Source organism: Nocardioides humilatus, from assembly GCF_008373755.1.
Lineage (GTDB): Bacteria > Actinomycetota > Actinomycetes > Propionibacteriales > Nocardioidaceae > Nocardioides > Nocardioides humilatus.
The window spans coordinates 302196-327032 of the sequence record NZ_VUJV01000006.1 but is presented as its reverse complement, the minus strand read 5'-3'; the positions used below and the strand labels follow the sequence as shown (position 1 = coordinate 327032).

The following is a 24837-nucleotide window of genomic DNA, read 5'->3' as shown; positions in this document are numbered from 1 at the left end:
GCCGGATCCGTCAGCTGATGTCCGCCGTCCCGAAGGCGACGTTGAACTGGTCGCACCAGATGACGACCGACTTCATGCCGCCGAGGTTCGCGTCAGCGGGGATCTCGTAGTTCTGACTCCCCTGGTTGCCCTTCAGGTCCCCCAGCTCGACGTAGCGGCCGTCGTCGTAGGACATCCACGAGCCGAAGCAGCCGCCGCAGTCGCCGCCGCTCCTCTGGTCGGTGATCCAGACGTGCAGGTCGGGGCCGTTGGAGGTGTCGAGATCCTCCAGGCGCAGGTAGCGGGTGCCGTCATCGCGGAGGTAGAGGATCGCGCGGCCCGACGTGCCGTGCTCGCCGTCGATGAAGTCGGCGGCGGCCAGCTCGACGCGGCGTGGCTCCCCCGAGTCGGACGCGGACGGTTCGTCGGTCGGGAAGGCGGTCTGCGAGAGCCCCTCGGACGCCGTGGCGACCACCTGGCCCGTCTCGTCGGCTTCGTCGACCTCGTCGTCGATGAAGAGGAGCCAGGGCTGGAACACCAGCAGCCCGACCAGGACCACGAGGGCGAACACGCCCGCAAGGCCCAGCAGGATCGCCTTCCGACGACTCATCGCAGTCTCCTCAGGTCAGCAGCAGCGCGTCGAGCCGACGGCGTACGACCATCAGCCCCACCACACCCATCACCAGAAGGTAGATCACCGAAACCCCGGACTCGACCGAAACGGTGCCGGTGGTGAGCTCGCGACAGAGCACGACGCCGCGGTAGAGCGGGGTGCACTCGATGATCCAGCGCACCGGTCCGGAGTAGGTGTCGACCGGGAAGAACGTCGCCGAGAAGAGGAACATCGGCAGTTGGACGAGCGTGATCTTGTCGAAGTCCTGGAAGTTCCGCATCCAGGTCGTCGCTGCCATGCAGACGGCGCTGAAGGCGAATCCGATGAGGAGCACGGCCGGCAGCGCCAGCACGGCCCACCACGACTCGATGAGGCCCATGCAGAGCATCACGAGCAGGAACATCGCGGCATAGGTCGAGCCGCGCAGCTGGCCCCAGGCGATCTCGCCGCGCGCGATGTCGCCGGTCGACAGCGGGGTCGCGAGCATCTGGTCGTAGAGCTTGACGTATTTCAGCTTGAAGAAGACGTTGAAGGTCGAGTCGAGCAGCGCTCCGTTGAAGGCCGACGCCGCGAGCATCCCGGGGGCGACGAACGTCGCGTAGGACACTTCCTTGCCACCGACCTCGAAGCCGCTCACCAGCGCTCCGACCCCGATGCCGATCGAGAGCAGGTAGAAGACCGGTTCGAGGAAGCCGGTCAAGAACAGCTTCCAGGCGTCGCGGTAGACCGTGTAGTTGCGCAGCACGAGCAGCCGCGTGGCGGCCGCCGGCGTGAGCGGCTCGACGGCAGTCGTGTCGGCGGCGAAGAGCGCGGTGCTTGTCGGGGGCGCGCTCATGCCAGCATCCGCTTCGTCAGGCCCGAGACGGACCAGCGCCACCCGAGCAGCATCACGACCACGAGCACGGCGACGTTAACCCCGGCGATCCACCAGGTGACGTTGTCGAGCGCGAACATCCGGGACAGGTTGACCCCGTGCCACAGCGGAGTGAGCCGGGCCAGCCAGGCCGCGCCGCCGAGGTTGCCGACCGGGAAGAACGCTCCGGAGAAGAGGAACAGCGGGAAGACCCCGAGGCGGAACAGCACGCCGAAGCCCTCCTCGGACCGCAGCCGCGTCGAGAACGCGTAGACGACGGTCGCGAAGGCCATGCCGGTCAGCACCTGCGAACCGAACGCCAGGAACGGTCCCCACCACGACTCGTAGACGCCGAACGGCGCCAGCACGAGCGTGTAGAGGCCGCACGTCGCAGCCAGGTGCAGGGCGACCGAAGCCAGGTGGGCGCCGACCACGTGGCGCGGTTGGAGTGGCGTCGCGAGCATCGACTCGTAGATGCGCTGCCACTTGATCATGCCCATCACCGGATAGGTCGTCTCGGAGACGGCCGTCTGCATGGCGTGAGCGGCGATCAGGCCAGGGACGACGAAGGCGAGGTACGACGACGCCCCCTCGAGCTGGTCGGCGTCGGCCTCGACGAAGCCTCCGAGCAGCACCCCCATGGCGAGCACGTAGAGGAAGGGCGAGAGAAACGACGACGCGACGACCCCGCGCCACGTGCGCGCCCAGAGGACCGCCCAGTAGTCGGCCTGCCGGAGCACACCCTCCAGGAACGGCAGGTCGTTGGGCCGCGCGAGCGCGCCGACGAGGGGCGCCATCAGTCGACCAGCGTCCGGCCGGTGAGGCGGAGGAAGACGTCCTCGAGCGTGGAGCGGCGCACCAGGCTCGCGATCGGCTCGAGACCGCGCTCGTGGGTGCGGGCGACGACCTCCTCGCCGTCGGCGGCGTAGACGAGGAGCCGGTCGGGCAGCACCTCGACGCGCTCCCCCAGGTCCGCCAGCTTCTCGGCGAGGGCAGCGTGTTCGCCGACCCCGAACCGCAGCTCGGCGACCTCCCGCGTGGAGTGCTCGTTGATCAGCTCGCGCGGCGCGCCCTCGGCGACGATCACGCCCTTGTCCATGACGACGAGCCGGTCGCAGAGCTGCTCGGCCTCGTCCATGTAGTGGGTCGTGATCACGAGCGTCACGCCGGCCTGCTTGAGCCGGAAGAGCTGGTCCCACAACAGGTGGCGCGCCTGCGGGTCGAGGCCGGTGGTCGGCTCGTCGAGGAGGAGCAGGTCGGGCCGGTTGATGAGCGAGCGCGCGATCGTGAGGCGCCGCTTCATGCCCCCGGAGAGCTCGTCGACGCGCGACTTGGCCTTCTCGGTGAGCTTCGCAAACTCCAGCAGCTCGCCCACCCGGTCGCGCACGACCTGCTTCGGCAGCCCGAAGTAGCGGCCGTAGATGTAGAGGTTGTCGAAGACGTTGAGCTCCTGGTCGAGGTTGTCCTCTTGCGGACACACCCCTAGCCGGCCGCGGATCGCGGGACCGTCCACGGCCGGGTCCATGCCGAGGATGCGCAGCTCACCGCCGGAGATCGGCGAGACCGCGGCGACCATCCGCATCGTCGAGGACTTGCCCGCACCGTTGGGGCCGAGGAAGCCGAACGCCTCTCCCCTGCGCACCTCGACGTCGATGCCCTTGACGGCTTCGAAGGTGGCTCCGTTGCTCTGCCGGAAGCTCTTCCGCAGTCCGCGCGCGACGATCATGGCCTCGGTCATCGACTCGGTCATCGACTGGGTCATCTACGGGTCGTCTCGCTCACCTGACCGATAGTAGGAGCGCGCGCCGACAGGTGCCGTTCGATTAACGTCGTCGGCATGTCCGGTCCCCTCGCTCTCGTCGAGGGTGAGAGCGACCGCGTCGCGCTGCTGGAGCTCGCTGCCCGGCTCGGCCGCGACCTCAGCGGGGTCGAGGTCCGCGCGATGGGCGGCATCACCAACCTGGGCTCCCACCTCACGTCCGCGGATGCCGCGCAGCACACGGTGCTGCTGCACGACGAGGGCGAGACGGCGTACGTCGAACGCACGCTGGCCCGCCTCGACCGCGACATCCCGCGCTTCGTCTGCCGTGCCGACCTCGAGGACGAGCTGGTCCGAGCGCTGGGGATCCCGCGGGCGCTCGAGGTCGTCGACGCCGGCGGCGATCTCGCCTCGTGGGAGATCCTGACCCACCAGCCGTTCCACCGCGACCGCCCGGAAGCAGCGGTGCTGCGGCGGTTCTGGGGCACGACGAGCGGTCGCAAGGAGAAGTACGCCGGCCTGCTCGCTGCCGCGCTGGAGCCCGATCAGGCTCCCGCGCCGCTCACCGGGTTGCTGGACGCGCTTCGAGCCGGGTGAGCCACCAGTCGAGCACCTCGTCGCCGGGATCGACGCCGTAGGCGGTCGTCATCACCCGGGCCGCCCCGGGCAGGTCTCCGGCCCGAGCGAGGTCGGCGCCCTTGCGCCAGGCCGCTTCGTCGGACGGCAGCGGGAGTGCGGCGAGCTGCCGCGCACTCACCTTCACCGAACCAGGGGTGAGCCCGGTGCCGACATAGCGAGCGGCGGCATCGGCGACGACCGGAGGAGCGAGGAGCACGGCCAGCAGGCGCCACAGGTCGGCGCGGTCGCGCGGGACGACAGAGAGGACCGGGACCGACGGGAGCCACGCGCCCGACTCGTCCACCACCGCTTCGATCACCCGGCCCTGACCGGCTACGAGCAGCTTGGGGACGAGCCGGCTCTCCGCCCACGCGCCCAGCTTCGGGTCCGCCGCAGCGAGCGAGCGGACGTCGACCACCGGGGCGCCGTACTGCTGACGCGCGAAGCGGGTCGAACGCTTGCCCCACTCACACGAGCCGGGCTCGATCAGGCCGCTGGTGATGAGGGGTACGCCCCCGTCGACATCGGCGCCGTCGCTCACGTAGGGAACGAGGCCGTAGTACTGGTCGCGGAAGTCGGCCGTGCAGGCTGCCAGGTCACCGACCGTGCCGTGCGACGTCGCGAGCGAGAGGGCAGGGATCCCGAAGTACGGCGCCGCGAGCCTCCCCCATCCATCGGCGGCCGGACCGCCCTCGGCACCGACCCGGACCACGGGCACGCAAGCGAGGACGGTGGTGCCTCGGAAGACCGGCTTGTTCGACACCCACAGGTCCTCCACGGCCCCGACCGCACTCACCTCGGCGCGGACCGGACCGGCGTCGCGAGCGCCGAGGACCGAGAGCGGCTGGACGAGCGCGACCACCCCGTCCGCGCCCACCAGCCCCAATGCTCGGTGGAGGAAAGTCGCGCTCGTGTCGGTGTAGGCGCCCAGGCCCCCGCGCTGACCGGCGGTGCGCGACTTGAGCTGACCGAGGAAGGGCGGGTTGCCCACGACGGCGTCGAACCGCTCGCCCTGCCAGGCCTCCAGTCCATCGGCGACGCGGACCTGTGCCTCCACGTCCTCGACGCTCAGCGACGCGTCCTCGGCCAGGAGCCGCAGGCGGGCGATCCGCACGGCCTCCTCGTCGAGATCGGAACCATAGACACCGTGGGCCGTACCGAGGCGACGCGCCGCCGCGACCAGGAAGTGGCCGGTGCCGCAGGCCGGGTCGAGCACCCGCTTCGTCGTCGGGCCGACCGCCCGGTCGAGGATCCAGGCGACCAGCTCGGGCGGCGTGTAAAAGGCGCCTCGGGCGCGTCGCTCGTCGACCAGCGCCCCGACCAACCGGTCCTCGTAGGCGTGGGCGAGCGCCTCGGCACGCTCGCGCTCATCCACGGGCGGCTCATCCACGGGCGGAAGGCTACGCGTCCCGTGTTATAGTCAGATTGACTACAACGAGGAGCGTCACCGTGACCGACCGCACCGGGTTGCTGACCGACCGCTACGAGCTCACCATGCTCGACTCCTGGGTGCGCGACGGGTCGGCCGATCAGAACCGAGCGCAGCACAGCGCGGTCTTCGAGGTCTTCGCGCGACGGCTCCCCGAGGGCCGACGGTACGGCGTCCTGGCCGGCCTCGGTCGCCTCCTCCCCCTCGTCGAGGCGTTCACCTTCGACAGCGACGAGGTCGCCTGGCTCCAGGCAGAGGGCGTCATCGGCGAGCAGACCGCCGACTACCTGCGCGACTTCAGGTTTCGCGGCGACATCGACGCCTACCCCGAGGGCGACCTCTACTTCCCCGGCAGCCCGGTCCTCACCGTCCGCGGCACGCTCGGCGAGTGCGTGGTGCTCGAGACGCTGGTCCTCAGCGTCCTCAACCACGACACAGCCATTGCGTCGGCGGCTGCGCGCATGGTGGTGGCCGCAGGTGATCGGCCGATCATCGAGATGGGAGGGCGGCGTACGCATGAGCAGGCAGCGATCGCCACCGCCCGCGCGGCCTACCTCGCCGGCTTCGCCTCGACGAGCAACCTGGCCGCCGGGCGGCGCTACGGCATCCCGACCGTCGGCACCGCCGCGCACGCCTTCACGCTCGCCCACCGCAGCGAGGAGGCGGCCTTCCGCAGCCAGGTCGACGCGCTCGGCGCCGGCACCACGCTGCTGGTCGACACCTACGACATCGCCGAGGGCATCCGGACCGCCGTACGCGTCGCCGGGCCTGCGCTGGGAGCCGTCCGCATCGACTCCGGCGACCTGGCCGACGAGGCCGCGAAGGCGCGGGTCCTGCTCGACGAGCTCGGCGCGCCGGACACCCGGATCGTGGCAACCAGCGACCTCGACGAGTTCGTCATCACCGCGTTGGCCGACGCCCCGATCGACGGCTACGGCGTCGGCACGCGCGTCGCCACCGGCTCGGGCCACCCGACGGCGAGCATGGTCTACAAGCTCGTCGCGGTGAGCGACGCCGTCGGCGGACCGTTGCGCACGGTGTCGAAGAAGTCGAAGGACAAGGTGTCGGTGGGCGGACACAAGACCGCCTTCCGCGAGTACGACGACGGGCGGCTCGTGCGCGAGTACTTCATCACCGACGGGGCACTGCCCGACCGAGGCAAGCCCGTCCAGGTGCCCGTCATCCGCGCCGGCGAGGTCGTCCACTCACCCGGCATCGAGGAGGTCCGCGCCTTCACCGCCGCCGCCCTGCGCACCCTGCCCGCCGAGGCGCTGTCCGTCGCGGCCGGCACGCCCTACCTGACCGTCACGCTCGACAACCCGGAGGAGACAGCATGAGCAAGGCACTGATCGTCGTCGACGTGCAGAACGACTTCGTCGAGGGCGGCTCCCTCGCCGTGACCGGCGGCCGCGACGTCGCGACCCGGATCACCGCGCACCTCGCGGCCCACGCCGGCGACTACGCGGTGATCGCGGCCTCGCGCGACTGGCACCACGGCCACGACACCAACAGCGGGCACTTCGCGGCTCCGGGCGAGGACCCCGACTTCCTCAACACCTGGCCCGTGCACTGCGTCGACGACTCGCCCGGGTCGGACTACGCGCCCGAGCTGGTGACCGACGCCGTCACCCACCACGTGCGCAAGGGACAGGGCGTGCCGGCCTACTCCGCCTTCGAAGGCATCACCGACGACGGCGCGGCGCTCGCCGACGTCCTGCGCACGGCCGGTGTGACCGAGGTCGACGTGACGGGCATCGCGACGGACTACTGCGTCCGCGCGACCGCTCTGGACGCGCGCCGCGAAGGGTTCGCCGTACGCCTGCTCGACGGCTTGCACGCCGGGGTCGCTCCCGAGACGAGCGCGGCTGCCGTCGCGGAAATGGCCGAAGCCGGGGTGGAGCTATGAGCGAGCACCCGCCCTTCGCCGTCGCGGTCGACCTCGCGATCTTCACCATCCGCGACGGGGCCCTGTCCGTGCTCCTGGTCGAGCGCGGCGCCGAGCCATTCGCAGGGCAATGGGCGCTCCCGGGCGGGTTCGTCGAGCCCGACGAGGACGCCGAGCAGGCAGCCTGGCGCGAGCTCCGCGAGGAGACCGGTCTCGACCCGTCGGCGCGGTTCTCCGGACACCTCGAGCAGCTGCGCACTTACTCCGCGCCCGACCGGGACCCGCGGATGCGCGTGGTGTCCGTCGCCCACGTCGCGCTCGCTCCGGATCTGCCGGAACCGCAGGCCGGCACCGACGCCGCCGACGCACGCTGGTGGGTGGTCGACGACTTGCTGTCCTCGGTGGACGACGCGCCCGACCTGGCCTTCGACCACCGCCAGATCCTGCTCGACGCTCGCGAGCGGGTGCGCGCCAAGCTCGAGTACACGACCCTGGCCACCGAGTTCGTGGCCGAGCCCTTCACGCTGCCGGAACTGCGCCGCGTCTACACGGCCGTCTGGGGCACGCCGCCCGACCTCGGCAACTTCCGCCGCAAGGTGCTCGGCACCGAGGGGTTCGTCGTACCGACCGATGCCCACGGTTCGCCGACGGGCGCCGGCGGCCGACGCGCACTGCTCTACCGCAGGGGCTCCGCGACGGTCGTCTCGCCGCCGATGGTGCGCGGCTGACGACGCGTCCGGCGTGAGGTCCAGACCAGGCCCGCGAGGCCGGTCGCGATCGGGAGCAGCACCGCCCAGCCGGTGAGCACGACGAGCGCCACCGATGCGGCGAGCGACAGCACGGCGGCGACGCGCGGCCACCCGCCCGGCAGCAACCGCACCGCGGCCGCGGTCCCGACGACGTAGACCAGCGCGAAGGTGCCGGTGGTGACGAGCAGGGTCGCGTCGGTCTTCAGCCCGAGGACCGCCTCGCCGATCGTGACGGCCAGCCCGAGCGCAACGACGACGGACAACGCGTGCCGCGGCGTACGACGTCCGTCGCCGATGTCCGAACCCAGCCAGCGCGGCATCGCGCCGGTGATCGCGAGTGAGGCGCCGAGTCGTGAGGCGCCGGCGAAGTAGGAGTTGATGGCGCCGACCGTCAGCAGCACAGCGACGACCGTCGTCAGCGGGCGCGCCCAGCCGCCGAAGGCTCCGGCCAGCAGGTCGGCCAGCGGCGCCCGCCCCTCGGCGTTGCCCAGGACGCCGATCGTCACGAACGCGATGCCGAGGTAGAGCACCGTCACCACGGCAAGCGTGATCGAGGTGGCGCGGCCGATGTCGCGCGCGGGGTTGCGATATTCGGCCGACAGCGAGCTGACGATCTCCCAGCCGGCGAACGCCCAGACGAGCACCGCGGCAGCCGAGCCGACGCCTGACCAGCCGTGCGTCAGGAAGGGCGTGAAGTTCGCGGTGTCGACCCGCGGCAGCGAGACCACGATGACGACCAGGAGCAGGGTCGCGATCACCGCAGCGATCGCGAGCTGCACGCCCGCCGAGACCTGGATCCCGAACCAGTTCATGACCGCCACCACGCAGATGACGGCAGCGGTGACCACGACCTCCGTCGTACGCCCGCCGCCGACCGCGTCGGCGACGTAGGCCGCGGCGAAACCGGCAGCGACCGGAGCCCCGATCGGGATCGCGAGGAAAAAGCCCCAGCCCACCATCGTCGAGACCCGCTCGCCGAACGCGAGCCGGGCGTAGGTGGCCACGCCACCGCCATCGGGGTGCCGCGCGCCGAGCGCGGCGAAGGTCGCGGCCAGCGGCACCGAGATGAGGAGCAGCGCCGCCCAGGCGAGCAACGACGCTGGCCCGGCCGCATCAATCGCCAGGGCCGGCAGGGAGATCACGCCGGTGCCGAGCACCGCAGCGAGGGTGAGCGCGGTGCCCTGGACGACGGTGACGGTGCCGCCGGTGCCCTCGGAGGACGGGCTCATGCCAGTGCCTCGGCCCGCGCGCGCACGTCGACAGGCAGGTCAGCGTGCGAGTCGGCGGCCCGGACCGGTGCGTCCGCGACGCGGCGCAGCGGCAGGTGACCGGCCCACACGTCGCCGACCACATCCTCGGGATCGTCGATCGGTCCGCCTGCGCGTTCCTTGAGGGACGCCTCGTGCAACGACAGGGCCAGTACGGCGGTCGCGGCCAGCTCCTTGCGGGTCGATGCCCGCAGCGTGGCCGACCGGCCAGGGACGATGTGGTCGACGATCCGGTCGAGGGCGTCAGCACGCTCGGCGGGATCGTCGACCAGCCGGGCCCGACCGATGACGACCGCCGAGCGGTAGTTCATCGAGTGGTGGAAGGCGGACCGCGCGAGGACCAGCCCGTCCACCTCGGTCACCGTCACGCAGACGTCGGCAGCGAGCGCGGCCCTCAGCCAGCCGGCGCCCGTGGAGCCGTGCAGGTAGAGGGTGCCGCCAGCGTCGGGGCCGTCGCGGCGTACGGCGTAGGCGGTCGGCAGGACGAGGGGGTGCCCTGGACCGCCGTCGCCGCCACCGCCGACCGTGACCCCGAGGTGCGCGACCAGAGCGTCCTCGAGCAGTGCGAACAGGCGGTCGCGCTCGGCGACCATTCGGTCCGAGAGCCGGGTGGGGGTCGTCCTGGGGGTGGGCGAGAGCGTCTGCACGGGACTAGTCTTTCGTGGGATTGGCCCGTGGTCACGGGCCACTTTTCGACCACTTGGACAGGACACTTGGGAGGGCAGCATGCGCACGCTTCCGGTTCGCCTCGACCGGGGTGCCGCCGACCCGCTCGGCGTCCAGCTGTCGTCCCAGGTGCGCGAGCTGGTCCTCGGCGGCACTCTCCAGGCAGGCGACCGACTTCCGAGCACGCGCGCACTCGCCGCCGACCTGGGTGTCGCGCGGTCGGTGACCGAGCAGGCCTACGACCAGCTCCTGGCCGAGGGATGGCTGACGTCCCGGCAGGGCGCCGGCACCTTCGTCGCATCGGGCGGCGGGCCGCGCACGGTCGCGCGCAGCCGCCCTCCGCGCGCACCGCAGGCCGACCTGATCACGCTCGACCTCGGCTCCCCCTGGATCGACCCGCGGCACGCTGCCGGCTGGCGCCGCGCCTGGCGCGATGTCTCGACCGCCCCGCCGCCCCGTGGCTACCCCGACCCGCGCGGCATCCCCGAGCTGCGCGCCGAGATCGCCGACCGCCTGGCGCGCACGCGCGGCCTCACCGTCGACCCCGACGAGGTCCTGCTCACCGCGGGCACGACCGACGGGCTGCGCCAGTTGCTCCCCCACCTGCCCACCGGTGCGGTCGGCGTGGACGACCCCGGCTACCGCGCGGCCTGCGAGACGGTCGTGGCAGCGGGCCGCGAGGTCGTCGACCTCACGCCGGGCGAGCCGATCCGCGTGCGCGGGCTGGGCGCCGTCTACGCCACCCCCGCCCACCAGCACCCGCTCGGCCACGTGATGCCCGCTGCTGATCGGCTGGCCCTCCTCGACTCCGCGCGCGAGCACGGTGCGATCGTCATCGAGGACGACTACGACTCCGAGTTCCGCTACGACGTCGCCCCCATCCCAGCCCTCGCGTCCCTCGAGCGCAGCCACGTCGCCTACCTCGGCACCGCCTCGAAGTCGGTCGGCCCCGGCCTGCGCATCGGCTGGATGGTGCCGACCCCCGACGCCCTCACCGCCCTCCTCCGCCAGCGCGAGCAGACCTACGACATGCCGTCCTGGCCGACCCAGCGCGCCCTCCTGACCCTGCTGCGCGAGGGGTGGGTCGACAAGGTGGTTCGCACCGCGCGTCGCGTGTACGCCGACCGCGCCCCTCGGGTCGCCTCAACCCTCGCGCCCCACGGCACCCCTGCGGGTCCCGCGGCCGGCATGTACTCCACCTGGCTGATGCCACCGGTCGCCGTACAGAAAGCGCGCGCAGCGGCGCGCGAGGCGGGCTTCGAGGTCGCCCCGATCTCCAACTACTGCCGCAACGCCCAGATGAGCGGCTTGGTCGTCGGCTTCGGCGGCGTCACCGATGCCGAGCTCGATCGGGCGCTGGCTGCGATCGGGCGGGGGCTAGAAGAACGCTGACATCGGAAGGTTCTCCAGTTCGAGCTACTTTCGCTCAAGCACGCCAGTCTCCATGTCGATGGCGATCTCGATTGGCTGCGGGGTTGCCTTCCACGCCGCGTCGAGGTCCGCGATCGTGGCTGATCCGACGAAGTCACTGCTTTCGGGGCCAAGACCGGGGAAGCCGATCTCGCCTGCCGTGTCGATGTCTCCGAGGAGCACTCCCCCGCGTGCAACCGGAAACACGTTGGTGTTCCACTCGAACCTTCTGGCGGGGTCGAGGACGAGGACGATTCGCCCGAGATCGGCCAGACCGCGCATCTCGGCTTGGCCGAGGGGGTCGCCAGCAGGGTGCGCGACAAAGGCGCCGACCTCGATGTCCGTGGGGGCCGGCGCATCGGCGTACCAGCGGTCGACGCTGACCTGCAGGCGGGCGATCCGCCACTCGGCAAGCGGGTCCTTGAACCCGACAAGCATGCTGCGGCCGTCTTGGCTGTCCGTGCTGTCGGTGACGTAAGCCCGACCAGGGAGTACGCCGGTGACGCGACCGACCACGATCCCGCGAGACAGCGTGATCGGCTCTTGGCCGTTGACGATGAACTGCTGGTTGGGCAGGTGCTCGACGATGTCGTTGCTGAACCGCAGCTCAGCGCCAGCGTCATTGACGCCGGCGATCGAGCGGAAGTAGATCTGGATGTCGTCGTTCTGCGGCACCCGGTAGGTCGACCCGGGCCCGAGGACAGGACCGGCGGCAGGGTCACTGCTGGCGGCGGTGTCGGTGCTGCAACTGGTCAGCGCGATCACTACGAGGGAGCCGGCAACGAGGTTCTTGATCATGGTGTTCACCAGGCCGCCGCGTTGATGTGTGCCTTGTCGTGGGAGGTGTAGTCGTCTTGTCCCGACGGCGTCGAGGTCATTGCGCCGAGTTCGGTGTCACGATGCGCGAGGCCGATCGCATGGCCGTTTTCATGGGCGGCGAGCCAGTCAGCGAACCTTGAGCCGAGGTCGTCGACTGCGTTGAGGTTGTAGCGCACCTCGTGCTGGCCGCACCGGCCACTCGCGTTCGCGCCGTTGCAGGTCGTGAGGCCAAGCACTCCACCACTGGTGCCACTAGAGGCCCAGTCCTTGTTGCAGTAGTCGACATAGTGCTTCGAGATGATGATGACGTCGGTTGCACTGGTGCGGTCGGTCACGAGCTGCGGGTCGACGTCGGTCGGCTGGATGACGTCGGCCATCACATAGTTCGTCGAATAGAACGTGTCATACGAGTAGGACTCGAAATAGATCGTGTGAGGGTTGGCGTCAGCCCGGTTGTTGCTCCCACACGAGGACATGTAGCCGAACCCGGTCGCGCCGAACCAGTTGTTGGCATCCGCCGGAGCAGCCCATGTTCCGGGGACAACCAACGTTGCCCCGAGGAGCACCCCCGCCGCTATCAGCTCCCCAACGCGTGCACGACAGCGCACTTCCGACTTCCCCCGAGTCTTTACCATCGGGCGAACCTAGGAGCGCCGGAAACGTGCAGTCAATGACCATTGCAGTGAACGCCGCCGGAGGGCTCACCCAAGGTGCCGACACGCTCACGCACGTACGATTATCAACCAACTGGTTGACAACTACTCGACCGCGGTGCTGTACTCAACCGCATGGTTGAACACGAGGACCGCCTGTCACGGGTCTTCTCCGCGCTCGCCGACCCGACCCGGCGTGACATGGTCGCCCGGCTCGCGGCGGGCGACGCGACGGTGAGTGAGCTGGCGGCCCCCTACGACGTCTCGCTCCAGGCCGTCTCCAAGCACATCCAGGTCCTGCAGGATGCCGGCCTGGTGCACCGCAGCAAGGACGCCCAACGGCGGCCGGTGCACCTCGACGCGGAGGTGTTCGACCTGATGACGAAGTGGATCGAGCGCTATCGCGCTCAGGCCGAGGCGCGCTACCAGCGACTGGACGCCCTCCTCGACCGACTCCAGGGCAAGACGACCGAGGACGAGCAGGAACAGACCAAGGGAGCAGCAGGATGACGACCACGACCACCCCGGAGACCCTCATCGAGGCGGATCCGAAGATCCCGACCGTGCGGATCGTCCGCGAGTTCGACGCGCCCGTCGAGCTCGTCTACCGCGCCCACGTCGACCCCGAGCTGATCGCGCAGTGGCTCGGCCCCGCCTCGATCGGGATGGACATCGAGAAGTGGGACATGCGCACAGGTGGCGAATACCGCTACACCGCCCTCCGCGACGGCGAGGAGATCGCCCACTTCTACGGCTCGGTCCACCGGGTGTGGGAGAACCGCAAGATCATCCAGACCTTCGGCTTCGAGGAGATGCCCGACGCGGTCAGCCTCGACACCCTCGAGCTGCACGACCTCGGCGACGGCCGCACCCGCCTCGAGATCCTGTCCGTCGTCGACTCGATGGAGGCGCAGGCCGGGATGATGGCGAGCGGCATGGAGGTCGGGATCCTCGAGGGCTACGCCGCCCTCGACACGCTTCTCGTCACGCTCAAGGGAGCGCAGGCGTGATCCCCGACCAGCCCGCCGAGGAGCACCGCTCGATCGCCGGCCGGTTCACCGAGGTCGCCCGCGCTGCTGACGCTGATCAGTGGGACGCGCAGAGCCCGGTCGCGGACTGGAAGGCGCGCGACGTCGTACGGCACCTCGTGGAGTGGTTCCCCTCGTTCCTCGCCGACGGCAGCGATATCAAGCTCTCCGCCGGTCCGTCCGTCGACGACGATCCGGTCGGGGCGTGGGAGCACCACGCGGCGGCCGTGCAGGCAGTGCTCGACGACCCGGCCAACGCCGACGTGGTCTTCACCCACCCGCGACTCCCCCAGATGCCGATCCCCCAGGCGATCGCGCAGTTCTACACGAGCGACGTCTTCATGCACACCTGGGACCTCGCCCGTGCGACCGGCCACGAGCCTGCTCTCGACGATGACCGCTGCCGCACCATGTTCGGCGGCATGGAGCCGATGGACGAGATGCTGCGCCAGAGCGGTCAGTACGGCGCCCGGGTCCCCGTCGCCGACGACGCGTCCTGGGAGGACAAGCTCATGGGCTTCGTCGGCCGCGATCCGGCGTGGTCCGTCTGACGGAGGCCTACGCGTTTCGATCTGGCGCGCGCGCAGGACGGACGGCGGAGACCCCGGCAACGACCACGGACCATCCGAGAATCGCGATCAAGATCATCCGGTGGATCGAACGCGACATGCCACCGATCTCAGCCTCGTCAGCGAAGCCGAGGTTTCCGCCGATGCTCCACCAGTCGATCAGCAGAAGCAGCACGCCTCCGCACAGACTGACGGTCAGCGCCCACCTTGTTGCTTGTGTGGAGTGCCCGCGGATGCGCGAAATCGCAGCGACCACGGCGCACCCCACCACCACGGCGAGGATGGTTGCCGAGAACGTGTCGATCACGATGCCTCCAACGTCAGTCGACTAGCCCGAGGACCCGCCGCTGCCCTCGAGGGAGCTCGGCGAGACTTGGTCCACGTTACCGGGATCGCGGAAGCGCTTGACCTTGCTGTCGGGAGGATTCGGAAGGTTGTCGACGTCCACCAATTCGTCGTAGTTGTCGATCGAGTGAGCGAGCCGGGTGGGTGTATCTACGCCATCCCAGACACCGTCATCGGGGTCGACGACCCTTCCCGGTGCGATCAACTGGTTCCAGATGGCTGCTGCGAACGTCGAGCAGTTCCGCGTCGTAGACCATTCGTTGTAGTACTCGAGGTTGTCTCGCAGCCACTGGAAGTCGCCGAGGCACATGTTCTTGGACAGCGCCACATTGTTGCCGTAGGCGCCGCTCTTGTGGAAGAAGTGGCCCTCCAGGTTGAGGTAGATCCCCTGGCCGTCTTCCCTGTTGCCCCACGTGCCGAAGGTCAGCGCTTGCCCCGCCATCAGCGTGATGGAGTGGAAGTGTCGCTGGGTCTCCCCGATGTTTCGCAGCATCATGAAGGCGTGGCCGTCGGTGCCTCCGGGGCCGTACGCGATGATCCACGCTTTGACCGCGTAGCCCTGTCCCGCACTGCAAGGCGTTTCGCCTCGCGCCACCCGGCTGCCGTGCCCACTAACGGCCCGTGACACCGACGTCTTGGCGACGGGTGAGGCGACGGCAGTCGACGCGATCGGCAAGGCGGTGGACAGGGCAAACGCGGAGGCGATGACTCCGGCCAGCGTTGGGCAAGACAATGCGCGACTCATCGATCACTCCCGAGACGAAGTGGGTGGGACGGCGTCGGACGCTAGCGGCGACGCGGACCCGAAGGCGACGGCGTCAGGACCACCTGCGAAATCGTGACCGCGTTGTGTTCAGGCGCGCATCGGCTTTGTCACGTTCGTTAGCAGCAGAACCCGTCGCGGCCCGGTCGGTGAAGGCGCCGTTCAGCGCCTCGGGCTGGCGAACCACATCGTCCGGTGCGTCCACTGCCCCGGTCCGGTCCGCGTGCCTGAGCAGACGATGATCGCGATCTGCGGCGGACCATCTTCGTCGTAGTACGGCGGGTAGCCCTCGGTCGCCAGCACCTCGATCCGCTCGGTCACCTCGTAGCACAGCGAAGCGTCCTCGCCGGTCACAAGAAGCTGGTCGCCCTCGTCGAGGTCGGCCAGCAGCTTGTTGCCGAGGGCGGTGCCATCCGGCCAGGTGTGCGTGTTGAGCAAGACGTTGCCGTGCTTGCTCCCGGGCTCGATGCCACCGAGGTCCCACGCGAAGTCGTACTTGTCGCTCGACGGCAGCACGCCAGTGACGCCCCGGCTGTCGCGAGGTACGCCGATGACGGCCACCGCGTCCGCGATGCCGTCGATCGTGATGGCCTCAGGGGGGAAGGCGTGCCGAGCCGGGTCGTCGCAGGGCCCGGGCACCGGACGCACCGTGGGAGCCGGCACCTTGACCAGCGGCACCGTCGGCGCCGGATCGGCCGCCTTCTCGGGCTCCGCGTCCGGCCGCAACAGCCACCAGACGAGCACGCCGATCAGGACCACCACGAGGGCGGTCGCGATCAAGGCTCGACGTCGGCGCACCCCGTCATTGTCGCCTGCCGGTCGGCAGCCGGCGGCCGCTTGTCCGTGGGCGGTCGTACTCTCGCGCCATGGCCTACGACGAAGTCCTCGCCGACCGGATCCGGGCGCTCCTCGAGGGCGCGCCGCTGCTCACCGAGAAGAAGATGTTCGGCGGGCTCGGCTTCATGGTCGGCGGCAACATGGCGGTCGCCGCCAGCGGCCAGGGCGGCATCCTCGTGCGGGTCGACCCGGCCGAGGGAGACGAGCTCGTCGCAACCACGCCTGCGGAGCCGATGGAGATGCGGGGCCGCTCGATGTCCGGCTGGCTCCGCGTCGACACCACGGACGTCGCCACCGACGACGCGCTCGACGCGTGGGTGCAGCGCGGCGCGACGTACGCCGGCTCGCTGCCGCCGAAGTAGCGACGAGCGGGCCGGCGTCCGCCGCCCCACAGAGTGACCGGGCTCAGCCCGCCAAGGCTGCCCAGACGGCGACCGCGCCCACGAGTGCGGTCACGACGAGGACGATCCGGGACCCGAGGCTGCGCGGGTTCTCCATCGCAAGGCACGCGGCCCCGCCGGCGAACACCATCGGGAGGCCGGCCCAGAACACGGCGATGCTGAGCACCGAGAGCACGGACAGGACCGCCGTACGGACCCGGCCACCCCCGGCGGGCGCCTTCCGGACGACGAGGCCGAAGACGACCGCGGCAGCGACCGCGATGACGGCGATGACGACCAGGTAGGCGATGAAGTCCTCGCCGCTCTGGGTGGCCTCGTAGTTGGCGAGCGGCGACCAGAACGTGCCGATCGCGGTCAGGACGACGGACAGGCCGACCGAGACCGCGGCGTACAGCGGCCAGCTCTCGGTCGCACGGGCGACGTCGGGACGGTGGGTGGTGGTGATCTGGCTGGTCATGACGTTCTCCTCGGGAGCGGGTTGTCGAAGGAGCCCCAGCACACCGTCGATCGTGCGCGCTACCCAGGTGCAGCCGTCCTGGTCGGGCCGGGAGGACGTCCCGGGCGACCTGGGACGCAAACCGAGGACGAGCGGCCGAGCGAAGCGCCACACTCAGGTGCATGCATCGCCCGTCGGAGACACGGCTCAGGTTCTTCGGCCTCGCCCTGTTCGGCCTGGTCGTGGTGGCCGACGTCGGCTACCTGCTCCTCGTGCGCGGTCTCGACCTCGAGAACCACCCGCTCCTGACCTACCCGATCGAGCCGGACGTCGACGACGTCCTCGGCAGCATCGCGACGGCGACGGTCGGCACCGTCTTGACCTGGCTCCGTCCGCGCAACCCCATCGGCTGGCTCGTCACCGTGGCTGGCCTGAGCCTCGCGCTCTGCACGGCCGGCCAGGCGTACGGCGCCCGCGCACTCGTCCTCGATGACCGCCTCCCGTTCGGCGCGCTCGTGCTAGCGCTCACGGCCGGCCTGTGGGTCGTCTCGGTGTTCGTCCCCGTCACCTTGCTCGTCGTCCGCTACCCCACCGGCACCCTGTCGGGGCGGTGGCCAGCGCGATTCGAGCGGGTGGCGTTGACCGGCCTGGTCGTGCACTACGTCGGATACTCGATGACGCGCGAGGCCGTGACCGACGTGGTCCGCGACACCAGCTCCGTGCTGACGTTCCAGCCCGTCGGCATCCCGCTCCTGATCGGCGGCGCTGCGATCGTCCTCATCGCCGCCGTGCTGATCATCGGCGAGGCAGCGGTCCGGATCCGACGGCGTCCCGGGCCGGAGCGGTCCGCCCTTCTCCTGCTGCTGGCCTCGACGGTGACAGCGGCGCTGGTGATCTTCTTCGGCCCGACCGAACGGTTCGGGACCGTCGCCTACGCTGCGGTCCTCGTCGCCATGGCGGTCGGCGTGCTGCGCCACGGGGCGCTCGGCATCGAGGTCACCTTGCTGACCGGCGACCGCAACGATCCCTTCGCCATGCTCAACCGTCTCGGCGTCCCCATGGGAGAGGCGATCGACGACCAGACGCTCGGCAGCGTCCTGGCCCGGCTGCGGGACGCGCTCGGGGTCGAGGGGATCGGGATCGCCGGCCCGGCCGGAGCGCAGGTCGGCACCCTCCCCGCCGAACCGCTCGAGGTGCCCCTCACCTTCGGCGGCAACCTGCTCGGCACCATGCGCGTCGGGCCCCGCGTCGGCAGGTCGGCCTGGACGGGCGCCGATCGACGGATCGCCGAGGCGGTCGCTCCACTCATCGCTGCGGTGCTGCACGCGGTCCGCATCGCCGAGGAGCTGCGGCTCGAGAAGGAAAGGGTGGTCTCGGCGACCCAGGCCGAACGCGGCCGGCTCCGCCAAGAGCTGCACGACGGCCTCGGCCCCGCCCTGACCGGGATCGGGCTCGGCCTCGACGCACTCGCTCCGACCGTTCCCGGCGAGGGTGCCGAGATGGTCTCGCGACTCCGAGCAGAGGTCTCCTCCTCGCTCGAGGAGACCCGACGGATCATCGATGACCTGCGGCCCGCCGCCCTCGACGGAGCGGACCTCGTCGAGGCCCTGCGGCGCCGTACTGATCAGGTGCGCGATGCCGGCCTCCTCGAGGTGTCCTTGGAGGCCCCGTCCGTCCTACCGAGCCTGCCGCCGCCGGTCACGGCCGCCGCGTTCCGGATCGCGGAGGAGGCGATCACCAACGTCGTACGCCACGCCCACGCCTCCCGCTGCACGGTGCGGATCGCGCTCGACGACAGGCTCGTCGTCGAGGTGCGTGACGACGGGGTCGGGTGGACCGGACCGCGTCCCGGCGGTGTTGGCACCGCGTCGATGACGGAGCGGGCCGAACGGCTCGGCGGCACCCTCCTGATCGAGCGGGCAGAGCCGGGGACCCGGGTTCGCGCCGAGCTGCCGGTCGGTGCCCCGTGATCCGGCTGGTGGTCGCTGACGACCACCCGATGGTTCGCTACGGGATCACGGCGGTCATCGCGCGATCGTTGTCCGTCGAGCTCGTCGGAGAGGCCGCAGACGGCCCCGAGCTCCTCGCTGTCGTCGCGCGCACCCACCCGGATGTCGTGCTGACGGACCTGTCGATGCCCGGGCTGGACGGCATCGCCGCGATCCGGCAGCTCCGCGCCGACCACCCCGACCTGCCCGTCCTCGTCCTCACCATGCACGAGGACGACGAACAGGTCTTCGGAGCGTTGCGCGCCGGAGCCCGTGGCTACCTCATCAAGGGTGTCGACGGCGAAGAGCTCGAACGCGCGATCGAGTCCGTGGCGGCGGGCAACGCGGTCTACGGACAGGCGGTCGCCAACCGGATCATCGCCTTCTTCACCGGCACGTCCGAGCAGTACGCCGCCCAGGCCTTCCCCGAGCTCACCGAGCGCGAGCGAGAGGTGCTCGACCTCATGGCTCTCGGGCTCCGCAACCGCGCGATCGGCGAGCGGCTCGGTATGGCTGAGAAGACCGTGCGCAACCACGTCTCCGTGGTGCTGCAGAAGCTGCAGGTCGCCGACCGCACGTCTGCGGCGATCAAGGCGCGCGATGCGGGTCTCGGCCAGGGCTCGCTGCCGCCCAATTAGGTGGTCTCGACCTACAAAGACTTGAGGTGCCTGACGAACATCGGATTCGTCAGGGCCCAAGGGCCGCGGGCGGCTCGGACCAGGTCCACGGCGTCGGATGCGGAGTAGCCGAGCTCGACCAGGGTGCGGGCCACGACCAGGCCTGAGCGGTTCAGGCCGCCCGAGCAGCGGACCAGGATGCGGCGCTCGTCACGCACGGCCGCAGCAACGACCGTCGCGAGCTCCTGCAGGCGCTCGGCGACGAGGGTGTCGACAACGGCATCTGAGATCCGGAACACGTGGTGCTCCACCCCCTCGTCCGGCCCGTAGCCCCGACGGGCGACGAGGCTGACGACAACGTCGAACTGGTCGGTGACGACGCAAGCGGAGTGGCGCTGAGACCGTACGTCGTGGCCGCCCTGCCACAGTCCGGGGATGACCTCGTTCCACGGGTCGTCACAGAGGGGCATCCGCGTGGCGCGGCCGCTCCCCTGGCATGCCCCGCAGTCGGGCATGGCATCCGGTTCGGCGTAACAGGAGTGGCAGAGCACGGCCCGCATCATCCCATCGCGGCCTGTCGGCGCGGTGCGCAAGGATGGTGCGGTGGACGAGTCACCCGACGCGCTGAGCCGGTTCAGCGAACCCACCCGGACCTGGTTCCGGGCGGCGTTCGCCGACCCGACGCCGGCGCAGGCGGGCGCGTGGGAGTCCATCGCGAGCGGCCACCACACCCTGGTCATCGCACCCACCGGCTCAGGCAAGACCTTGAGCGCGTTCCTCGCCTCGATCGACCGGCTGCTGACGACGCCGACGCCTGAGGAGAAGACGAAGCGCACCCGGGTGCTCTACGTCTCGCCACTGAAGGCACTCGCGGTCGACGTCGAGCGCAACCTGCGCGCTCCGCTCGCCGGCATTCGGCACACCGCGGAGCGGTTGTCGCCCGGCGCGTCGCTGCCCGACGTCCGAGTGGGCATCCGTTCGGGTGACACTCCCGCCAACGAGCGACGCACGCTGACCACGCGACCGCCCGACGTCCTCATCACCACGCCCGAGTCGCTCTTCCTGATGCTGACCAGCCGGGCGCGCGAATCGCTCGCGGGGATCGACACCGTCATCCTCGACGAGGTGCACGCCGTCGCGGGCACCAAGCGCGGAGCCCACCTCGCGATCACCCTCGAACGCCTCGATGCCCTGCTCCCGAAGCCTGCCCAGCGCATCGGCCTCTCCGCGACCGTGCGGCCGGCCGAAGAGGTCGCGCGGTTCCTCGGCGGCCAGGCGCCGGTCCAGATCGTCGCCCCACCCGCCCACAAGGAGTGGGACCTGACCGTCGTCGTACCCGTCGAGGACATGACGGAGCCTGACAGCGGACGCCCCGAGGTGGAGGCGTACGACGACCTGGGCGAGTCGGTCGCCCGGAGGCGCGCGAGCATCTGGCCCCATGTCGAGGAACGGGTCGCTGAGCTGATCGGCGAGCACCGCTCGACCATCGTCTTCACCAACTCCCGCCGGACCGCCGAGCGGCTCACCGCCCGGCTCAACGAGATCGCGACCGGCGAGAGCGCCGACGGTGTGGTGCCGCCCGCACAGGTCATGGCCCAGTCCGGCGCCTCGGCGGGCTCGGCGCAGCTGCTCGCCAAGGCTCACCACGGCTCGGTCTCCAAGGAGCAGCGCGCGCAGATCGAGGACGACCTCAAGGCCGGCCGACTGCCGGCGGTCGTCGCGACGAGCAGCCTCGAGCTCGGCATCGACATGGGTGCGGTCGACCAGGTCCTCCAGATCGCGTCGCCACCGAGCGTGGCCTCGGCCCTCCAGCGGGTCGGTCGCGCGGGCCACCAGGTCGGCGAGACTTCGAAGGGCGTCTTCTTCCCCCAGCACCGCGGCGACCTCGCCCCGGCTGCGGTCTCGGTCGCGCGGATGCGGACCGGCGGCATCGAGGCGCTGCGGGTGCCGGCCAACCCCCTCGACGTCCTCGCCCAGCAGGTCGTCGCCATCACCGCCCTCGACGAGTGGGACGTCGACGAGCTCTTCGACACCATCCGGCGCGCCGCCCCCTACGCCGGACTCCCCCGGTCTGCCTACGACGCCGTGCTCGACCTGCTGGCCGGCCGCTACCCGAGCGACGAGTTCGCCGAGCTGCGGCCCCGCATCACATGGGACCGCGTCACCGGCCGCATCTCCGGCCGTCCCGGCGCGCAGCGGCTGGCCGTGACGAGCGGCGGCACGATCCCGGACCGAGGCCTCTACGGCGTCTTCCTCGTCGGCGAGGGCACCGGCCGGCGGGTCGGCGAGCTCGACGAGGAGATGGTCTACGAGAGCCGGGTCGGCGACGTCTTCGCGCTCGGCGCGACCAGCTGGCGCATCGAGGACATCACCCACGACCGGGTGCTGGTCTCCCCCGCACCCGGGGTGCCCGGACGCCTTCCCTTCTGGAAGGGCGACACCCTCGGCCGACCTGCTGAGCTGGGCGAGGCCGTCGGCGCCTTCAACCGCGAGCTCGCCTCGATGCCCGACGACGACGCCCGCGCTCGAGCCAAGACCGAGGGCCTCGACGACAACGCGGCCAACAACCTGGTCGGCTACGTCCGCGAACAGGTCGAGGCGACCCGCCTGGTCCCGAGCGACACGACCCTGCTCGTCGAGCGGTTCCGCGACGAGCTCGGCGACTGGCGTCTCGTGCTCCACTCCCCCTACGGCACGGCCGTCCACGCGCCGTGGGCGCTCGCCATCAACGCCCGCCTGCGCGAGCGCTACGGGCTCGCCGGCCAGGGCAGCCAGGCGATGGCCTCCGACGACGGCATCGTGATCCGGATCCCCGACACCGACGCCGAACCTCCGACGGCCGACCTCGTGGTCTTCGAGCCCGACGAGATCGACGACATCGTCACCCGCGAGGTGGGCGGGTCGGCGCTGTTCGCGAGCCGGTTCCGCGAGTGCGCGGGCCGAGCCCTGCTGCTGCCCCGCCGCGACCCCGGTCGGCGCAGCCCGCTGTGGCAGCAGCGCCAGCGCGCTGCGGCGCTGCTCGAGGTCGCCGCTCGCTACCCGTCCTTCCCGATCGTGCTCGAGACCGTCCGCGAGGTGCTCAACGACGTCTACGACCTGCCCAGCCTGACCGCCCTCCTCGGCCGGGTGCAGCGACGCGAGGTCACGGTCACCGACATCGAGACCAGCCAGCCGTCGCCGTACGCCCGGACGCTGCTGTTCGGCTACGTCGCGCAGTTCGTCTACGAGGGCGACTCCCCCATCGCCGAGCGGCGCGCCGCCGCCCTCACCCTCGACCAGGGCCTGCTCGCCGAGCTACTCGGGCGAGCCGAGCTGCGCGAGCTGCTCGACCCCGACGTGCTCGCCGAGGTCGAGGCCGAGCTCCAGCGCGTCGCCCCCGACCGGCGGGCCCGCGACGCCGAGGGCATGGCCGACCTGGTGCGCCTCCTCGGGCCGCTGACCACCGCCGAGGCGGTCGCGCGAGCGGTGCCCGACTCCCCCGTCGCCGACTGGCTGGCCGACCTCGCGGCGACGCGCCGGGTGGTCCAGGTCCGCATGGCCTACGGCGAAGCCTGGGCCGTCGTCGAGGACGTGGCACGACTGCGCGACGGCCTCGGCGTCCCCGTGCCGCCCGGCACCCCCGCGACCTTCACCGAGCCCGTCGACGACCCGCTGGCCGATCTCGTCGCCCGTTACGCCCGCACGCACGGCCCGTTCACCGACCGACAGGTCGCCGAGCGGTTGGGCCTGGGCATCGCTGTCGTGCGCCACACGCTCCAGCGACTCGAGGCCCAGGGCCGGGTGCTCACCGGCGAGTTCCGGCCGACCGGGGTCGGCGACGAGTGGTGCGACGCCGAGGTGCTGCGCCGGCTGCGCAGGCGCTCTCTCGCCAAGCTCCGCCACGAGATCGAGCCGGTCGACCCGGTCGCACTCGCCCGCTTCTCGGCCGCCTGGCAGCAGGTCTCGCCAGCAGGCAAGGGGTTGCGTGGCATCGACGGGGTCCTGCGAGCGGTCGAGCAGCTCGCCGGAGCCCCCGTGCCGGCCTCCGCCCTCGAACCGCTGGTCCTCGCCTCCCGGGTGCGCGACTACGAACCTGCCTACCTTGACGAGCTGACCGCGACCGGCGAGGTCGTGTGGGCCGGCCACGGCCCGCTCCCCGGGAGCGACGGCTGGATCTCACTCCACCTCGCCGACCAGGCGTCGTTGACGCTCCCCGACCCGCAGGGCGAGGTCGACGACGAGCTGCAGCGGCAGGTGATCACCGCGCTCGCACCCGGAGGCGCCTGGTTCTTCCGCCAGCTCAGCGACTCGATCGGCAGCCTCGACGACGCGGCGTTGAGCGCCGCGCTGTGGGACCTGGCGTGGTCGGGACGCATCAGCAACGACACCCTTGCCCCGGTGCGGTCGCTGACCCGGTCCGGACGACCGGCCCATCGCAGCCGCCGGGCCGCCCCGCGTCCCGGTCGCGTCGCGCGATCCGGTCCGCCCGAGACCGCTGGGCGGTGGGCGCTGCTGCCCGCCATCGACACCGACCCGACCCGGCGTGCCCACGCGACCGCCGAGCGGTTGCTCGACCGTCACGGCGTCGTCACCCGCGGTGCCGTCGTCAGCGAACGGGTCCCGGGTGGCTTCGCGGCCGTCTATCGGGTGCTGTCCGCCTTCGAGGAGTCGGGCCGCTGCCGGCGGGGCTATTTCGTCGAGGGGCTCGGCGCCGCCCAGTTCGGCACGGCCGGCTCGATCGACCGGCTGCGCACTTTCGCGACGGTCTCCGAGCACGACAAGCCGACCGCGATCGCACTCGCCGCAACCGACCCCGCCAACCCTTACGGCGCCGCCCTCCCGTGGCCCGTGTCGACGGCGGCAGAGACCGGGGAGACCGGGCACCGACCCGGCCGCAAGGCAGGAGCGATCGTCACCCTCGTCGACGGCGCCCTCGTCCTCTACGTCGAGCGCGGCGGCCGCACGCTGCTCACCTGGAGCGACGATCCTGAGCTGCTCGGTCCGGCGGCCGAGGCACTGTCCGCCGCCGTACGACGTGGCACGCTCGGTCGGCTCACCGTCGAGAAGGCTGACGGCGCTCCGCTCCTCGGTTCGGGGCCGAGCAACCTGCGCGCAGCCCTCGACGCGGCCGGCTTCGTGGCCACCCCGCGCGGCCTGCGGATCCGGGGCTGAC

At 71.0% G+C, this 24837-nt stretch carries 26 protein-coding genes; 12 read left to right on the top strand and 14 right to left on the bottom strand.

Annotated elements, in window-relative coordinates:
• Positions 1 to 10: 10 nt before the first annotated feature.
• From F0U44_RS17785 to F0U44_RS17770, 4 genes are read right to left on the bottom strand one after another with little or no spacing between them, the layout of a single operon-like run.
• On the bottom strand, positions 11 to 589 hold the full coding sequence (locus tag F0U44_RS17785; RefSeq protein WP_149729697.1) for a DM13 domain-containing protein: 579 nt from the start codon (positions 587 to 589) through the stop codon (positions 11 to 13).
• Positions 590 to 599: 10 nt separating this feature from the next.
• Complete coding sequence (locus tag F0U44_RS17780) at positions 600 to 1427, bottom strand: ABC transporter permease (RefSeq protein WP_149729696.1); 828 nt, start codon at positions 1425 to 1427, stop codon at positions 600 to 602.
• Complete coding sequence (locus tag F0U44_RS17775; protein WP_149729695.1) at positions 1424 to 2242, bottom strand: ABC transporter permease; 819 nt, start codon at positions 2240 to 2242, stop codon at positions 1424 to 1426. Before F0U44_RS17775 ends, F0U44_RS17780 begins: the two co-directional genes overlap by 4 nt.
• On the bottom strand, positions 2242 to 3207 hold the full coding sequence (locus F0U44_RS17770; RefSeq protein WP_438616496.1) for an ABC transporter ATP-binding protein: 966 nt from the start codon (positions 3205 to 3207) through the stop codon (positions 2242 to 2244). Before F0U44_RS17770 ends, F0U44_RS17775 begins: the two co-directional genes overlap by 1 nt.
• Before the next feature lie 75 nt (positions 3208 to 3282).
• Here F0U44_RS17770 and F0U44_RS17765 point away from each other — a divergent pair, with 75 nt between their 5' ends.
• Positions 3283 to 3801 (top strand): ATP-dependent endonuclease, encoded by a 519-nt coding sequence (locus F0U44_RS17765; protein WP_149729694.1) that lies wholly within the window; start codon positions 3283 to 3285, stop codon positions 3799 to 3801.
• On the opposite strand, the gene F0U44_RS17760 is transcribed toward F0U44_RS17765, so the two are convergent.
• Positions 3767 to 5212 carry an HsdM family class I SAM-dependent methyltransferase gene (locus tag F0U44_RS17760; RefSeq protein WP_149729693.1) on the bottom strand — a complete coding sequence of 482 codons (1446 nt, stop codon included), beginning with the start codon at positions 5210 to 5212 and terminating at the stop codon, positions 3767 to 3769. The two genes, F0U44_RS17765 and F0U44_RS17760, sit on opposite strands and share 35 nt — an antisense overlap.
• Before the next feature lie 59 nt (positions 5213 to 5271).
• Between F0U44_RS17760 and F0U44_RS17755 the strand changes: the two genes are divergently transcribed.
• Genes F0U44_RS17755 through F0U44_RS17745 form a run of 3 tightly spaced genes read left to right on the top strand, consistent with a single transcriptional unit; the run spans position 5272 to position 7864 of the window.
• Positions 5272 to 6588, top strand: a complete 1317-nt coding sequence (locus F0U44_RS17755; RefSeq protein WP_188113542.1) for a nicotinate phosphoribosyltransferase — start codon at positions 5272 to 5274, stop codon at positions 6586 to 6588.
• Positions 6585 to 7157 (top strand): isochorismatase family protein, encoded by a 573-nt coding sequence (locus tag F0U44_RS17750; protein ID WP_149729692.1) that lies wholly within the window; start codon positions 6585 to 6587, stop codon positions 7155 to 7157. Before F0U44_RS17755 ends, F0U44_RS17750 begins: the two co-directional genes overlap by 4 nt.
• Entirely contained in the window at positions 7154 to 7864 is a 711-nt protein-coding gene (locus F0U44_RS17745) for an NUDIX hydrolase (RefSeq protein ID WP_149729691.1), read from the top strand. Before F0U44_RS17750 ends, F0U44_RS17745 begins: the two co-directional genes overlap by 4 nt.
• Here the strand turns inward: F0U44_RS17745 and F0U44_RS17740 are convergent.
• Together F0U44_RS17740 and F0U44_RS17735 are read right to left on the bottom strand one after the other, a co-directional pair.
• Positions 7813 to 9114, bottom strand: coding sequence for an APC family permease (locus tag F0U44_RS17740; RefSeq protein ID WP_149729690.1), 1302 nt, complete (start codon positions 9112 to 9114; stop codon positions 7813 to 7815). The two genes, F0U44_RS17745 and F0U44_RS17740, sit on opposite strands and share 52 nt — an antisense overlap.
• A complete protein-coding gene (locus F0U44_RS17735) occupies positions 9111 to 9800 on the bottom strand; it encodes a pyridoxamine 5'-phosphate oxidase family protein (protein ID WP_246160593.1) in 690 nt (229 codons plus the stop codon). The genes F0U44_RS17740 and F0U44_RS17735 overlap by 4 nt, the downstream gene beginning before the upstream one ends.
• A gap of 79 nt (positions 9801 to 9879) precedes the next feature.
• On the opposite strand from F0U44_RS17735, the gene pdxR reads away from it, so the two are divergent.
• Positions 9880 to 11211: a MocR-like pyridoxine biosynthesis transcription factor PdxR gene (gene pdxR / locus F0U44_RS17730; RefSeq protein WP_149729689.1), complete on the top strand. Its 1332-nt coding sequence runs from the start codon at positions 9880 to 9882 to the stop codon at positions 11209 to 11211.
• Positions 11212 to 11235: 24 nt separating this feature from the next.
• Here the strand turns inward: pdxR and F0U44_RS17725 are convergent, their stop codons facing one another.
• Together F0U44_RS17725 and F0U44_RS17720 are read right to left on the bottom strand one after the other, a co-directional pair.
• Entirely contained in the window at positions 11236 to 12036 is an 801-nt protein-coding gene (locus F0U44_RS17725; RefSeq protein ID WP_149729688.1) for a hypothetical protein, read from the bottom strand.
• Positions 12033 to 12614, bottom strand: coding sequence for a zinc metalloprotease (locus F0U44_RS17720; protein ID WP_149729687.1), 582 nt, complete (start codon positions 12612 to 12614; stop codon positions 12033 to 12035). Before F0U44_RS17720 ends, F0U44_RS17725 begins: the two co-directional genes overlap by 4 nt.
• 222 nt (positions 12615 to 12836) lie before the next feature.
• Between F0U44_RS17720 and F0U44_RS17715 the strand changes: the two genes are divergently transcribed.
• Genes F0U44_RS17715 through F0U44_RS23080 form a run of 3 tightly spaced genes read left to right on the top strand, consistent with a single transcriptional unit; the run spans position 12837 to position 14280 of the window.
• Positions 12837 to 13211, top strand: a complete 375-nt coding sequence (locus F0U44_RS17715) for an ArsR/SmtB family transcription factor (RefSeq protein ID WP_149729686.1) — start codon at positions 12837 to 12839, stop codon at positions 13209 to 13211.
• A complete protein-coding gene (locus F0U44_RS23085; RefSeq protein ID WP_188113540.1) occupies positions 13208 to 13711 on the top strand; it encodes an SRPBCC family protein in 504 nt (167 codons plus the stop codon). The genes F0U44_RS17715 and F0U44_RS23085 overlap by 4 nt, the downstream gene beginning before the upstream one ends.
• The gene (locus tag F0U44_RS23080) at positions 13708 to 14280 is read left to right on the top strand and encodes a TIGR03086 family metal-binding protein (protein ID WP_188113539.1); all 573 of its coding nucleotides are present in this window, start codon (positions 13708 to 13710) and stop codon (positions 14278 to 14280) included. Before F0U44_RS23085 ends, F0U44_RS23080 begins: the two co-directional genes overlap by 4 nt.
• A gap of 7 nt (positions 14281 to 14287) precedes the next feature.
• On the opposite strand, the gene F0U44_RS17705 is transcribed toward F0U44_RS23080, so the two are convergent.
• The 3 genes from F0U44_RS17705 to F0U44_RS17695 form a co-directional block, all read right to left on the bottom strand.
• Positions 14288 to 14605, bottom strand: a complete 318-nt coding sequence (locus F0U44_RS17705; protein WP_149729685.1) for a hypothetical protein — start codon at positions 14603 to 14605, stop codon at positions 14288 to 14290.
• 21 nt (positions 14606 to 14626) lie between these two features.
• Positions 14627 to 15388 (bottom strand): hypothetical protein, encoded by a 762-nt coding sequence (locus tag F0U44_RS17700; RefSeq protein ID WP_149729684.1) that lies wholly within the window; start codon positions 15386 to 15388, stop codon positions 14627 to 14629.
• A 180-nt stretch (positions 15389 to 15568) separates the two neighbouring features.
• Complete coding sequence (locus F0U44_RS17695; RefSeq protein WP_149729683.1) at positions 15569 to 16204, bottom strand: class F sortase; 636 nt, start codon at positions 16202 to 16204, stop codon at positions 15569 to 15571.
• A 68-nt stretch (positions 16205 to 16272) separates the two neighbouring features.
• On the opposite strand from F0U44_RS17695, the gene F0U44_RS17690 reads away from it, so the two are divergent.
• On the top strand, positions 16273 to 16605 hold the full coding sequence (locus tag F0U44_RS17690) for a TfoX/Sxy family protein (protein WP_149729682.1): 333 nt from the start codon (positions 16273 to 16275) through the stop codon (positions 16603 to 16605).
• A 43-nt stretch (positions 16606 to 16648) separates the two neighbouring features.
• Here the strand turns inward: F0U44_RS17690 and F0U44_RS17685 are convergent, their stop codons facing one another.
• Positions 16649 to 17101 (bottom strand): hypothetical protein, encoded by a 453-nt coding sequence (locus F0U44_RS17685; RefSeq protein WP_149729681.1) that lies wholly within the window; start codon positions 17099 to 17101, stop codon positions 16649 to 16651.
• A 161-nt stretch (positions 17102 to 17262) separates the two neighbouring features.
• On the opposite strand from F0U44_RS17685, the gene F0U44_RS17680 reads away from it, so the two are divergent.
• Positions 17263 to 19050, top strand: coding sequence for a GAF domain-containing sensor histidine kinase (locus F0U44_RS17680; RefSeq protein ID WP_149729680.1), 1788 nt, complete (start codon positions 17263 to 17265; stop codon positions 19048 to 19050).
• Complete coding sequence (locus F0U44_RS17675; RefSeq protein WP_246160592.1) at positions 19047 to 19706, top strand: response regulator transcription factor; 660 nt, start codon at positions 19047 to 19049, stop codon at positions 19704 to 19706. The genes F0U44_RS17680 and F0U44_RS17675 overlap by 4 nt, the downstream gene beginning before the upstream one ends.
• A gap of 11 nt (positions 19707 to 19717) precedes the next feature.
• Here F0U44_RS17675 and F0U44_RS17670 read toward each other — a convergent pair whose 3' ends face one another.
• Positions 19718 to 20236: a protein-tyrosine phosphatase family protein gene (locus F0U44_RS17670; RefSeq protein WP_188113538.1), complete on the bottom strand. Its 519-nt coding sequence runs from the start codon at positions 20234 to 20236 to the stop codon at positions 19718 to 19720.
• 52 nt (positions 20237 to 20288) lie between these two features.
• Between F0U44_RS17670 and F0U44_RS17665 the strand changes: the two genes are divergently transcribed.
• Positions 20289 to 24836: an ATP-dependent helicase gene (locus F0U44_RS17665; RefSeq protein ID WP_149729678.1), complete on the top strand. Its 4548-nt coding sequence runs from the start codon at positions 20289 to 20291 to the stop codon at positions 24834 to 24836.
• Position 24837 lies beyond the last annotated feature (1 nt).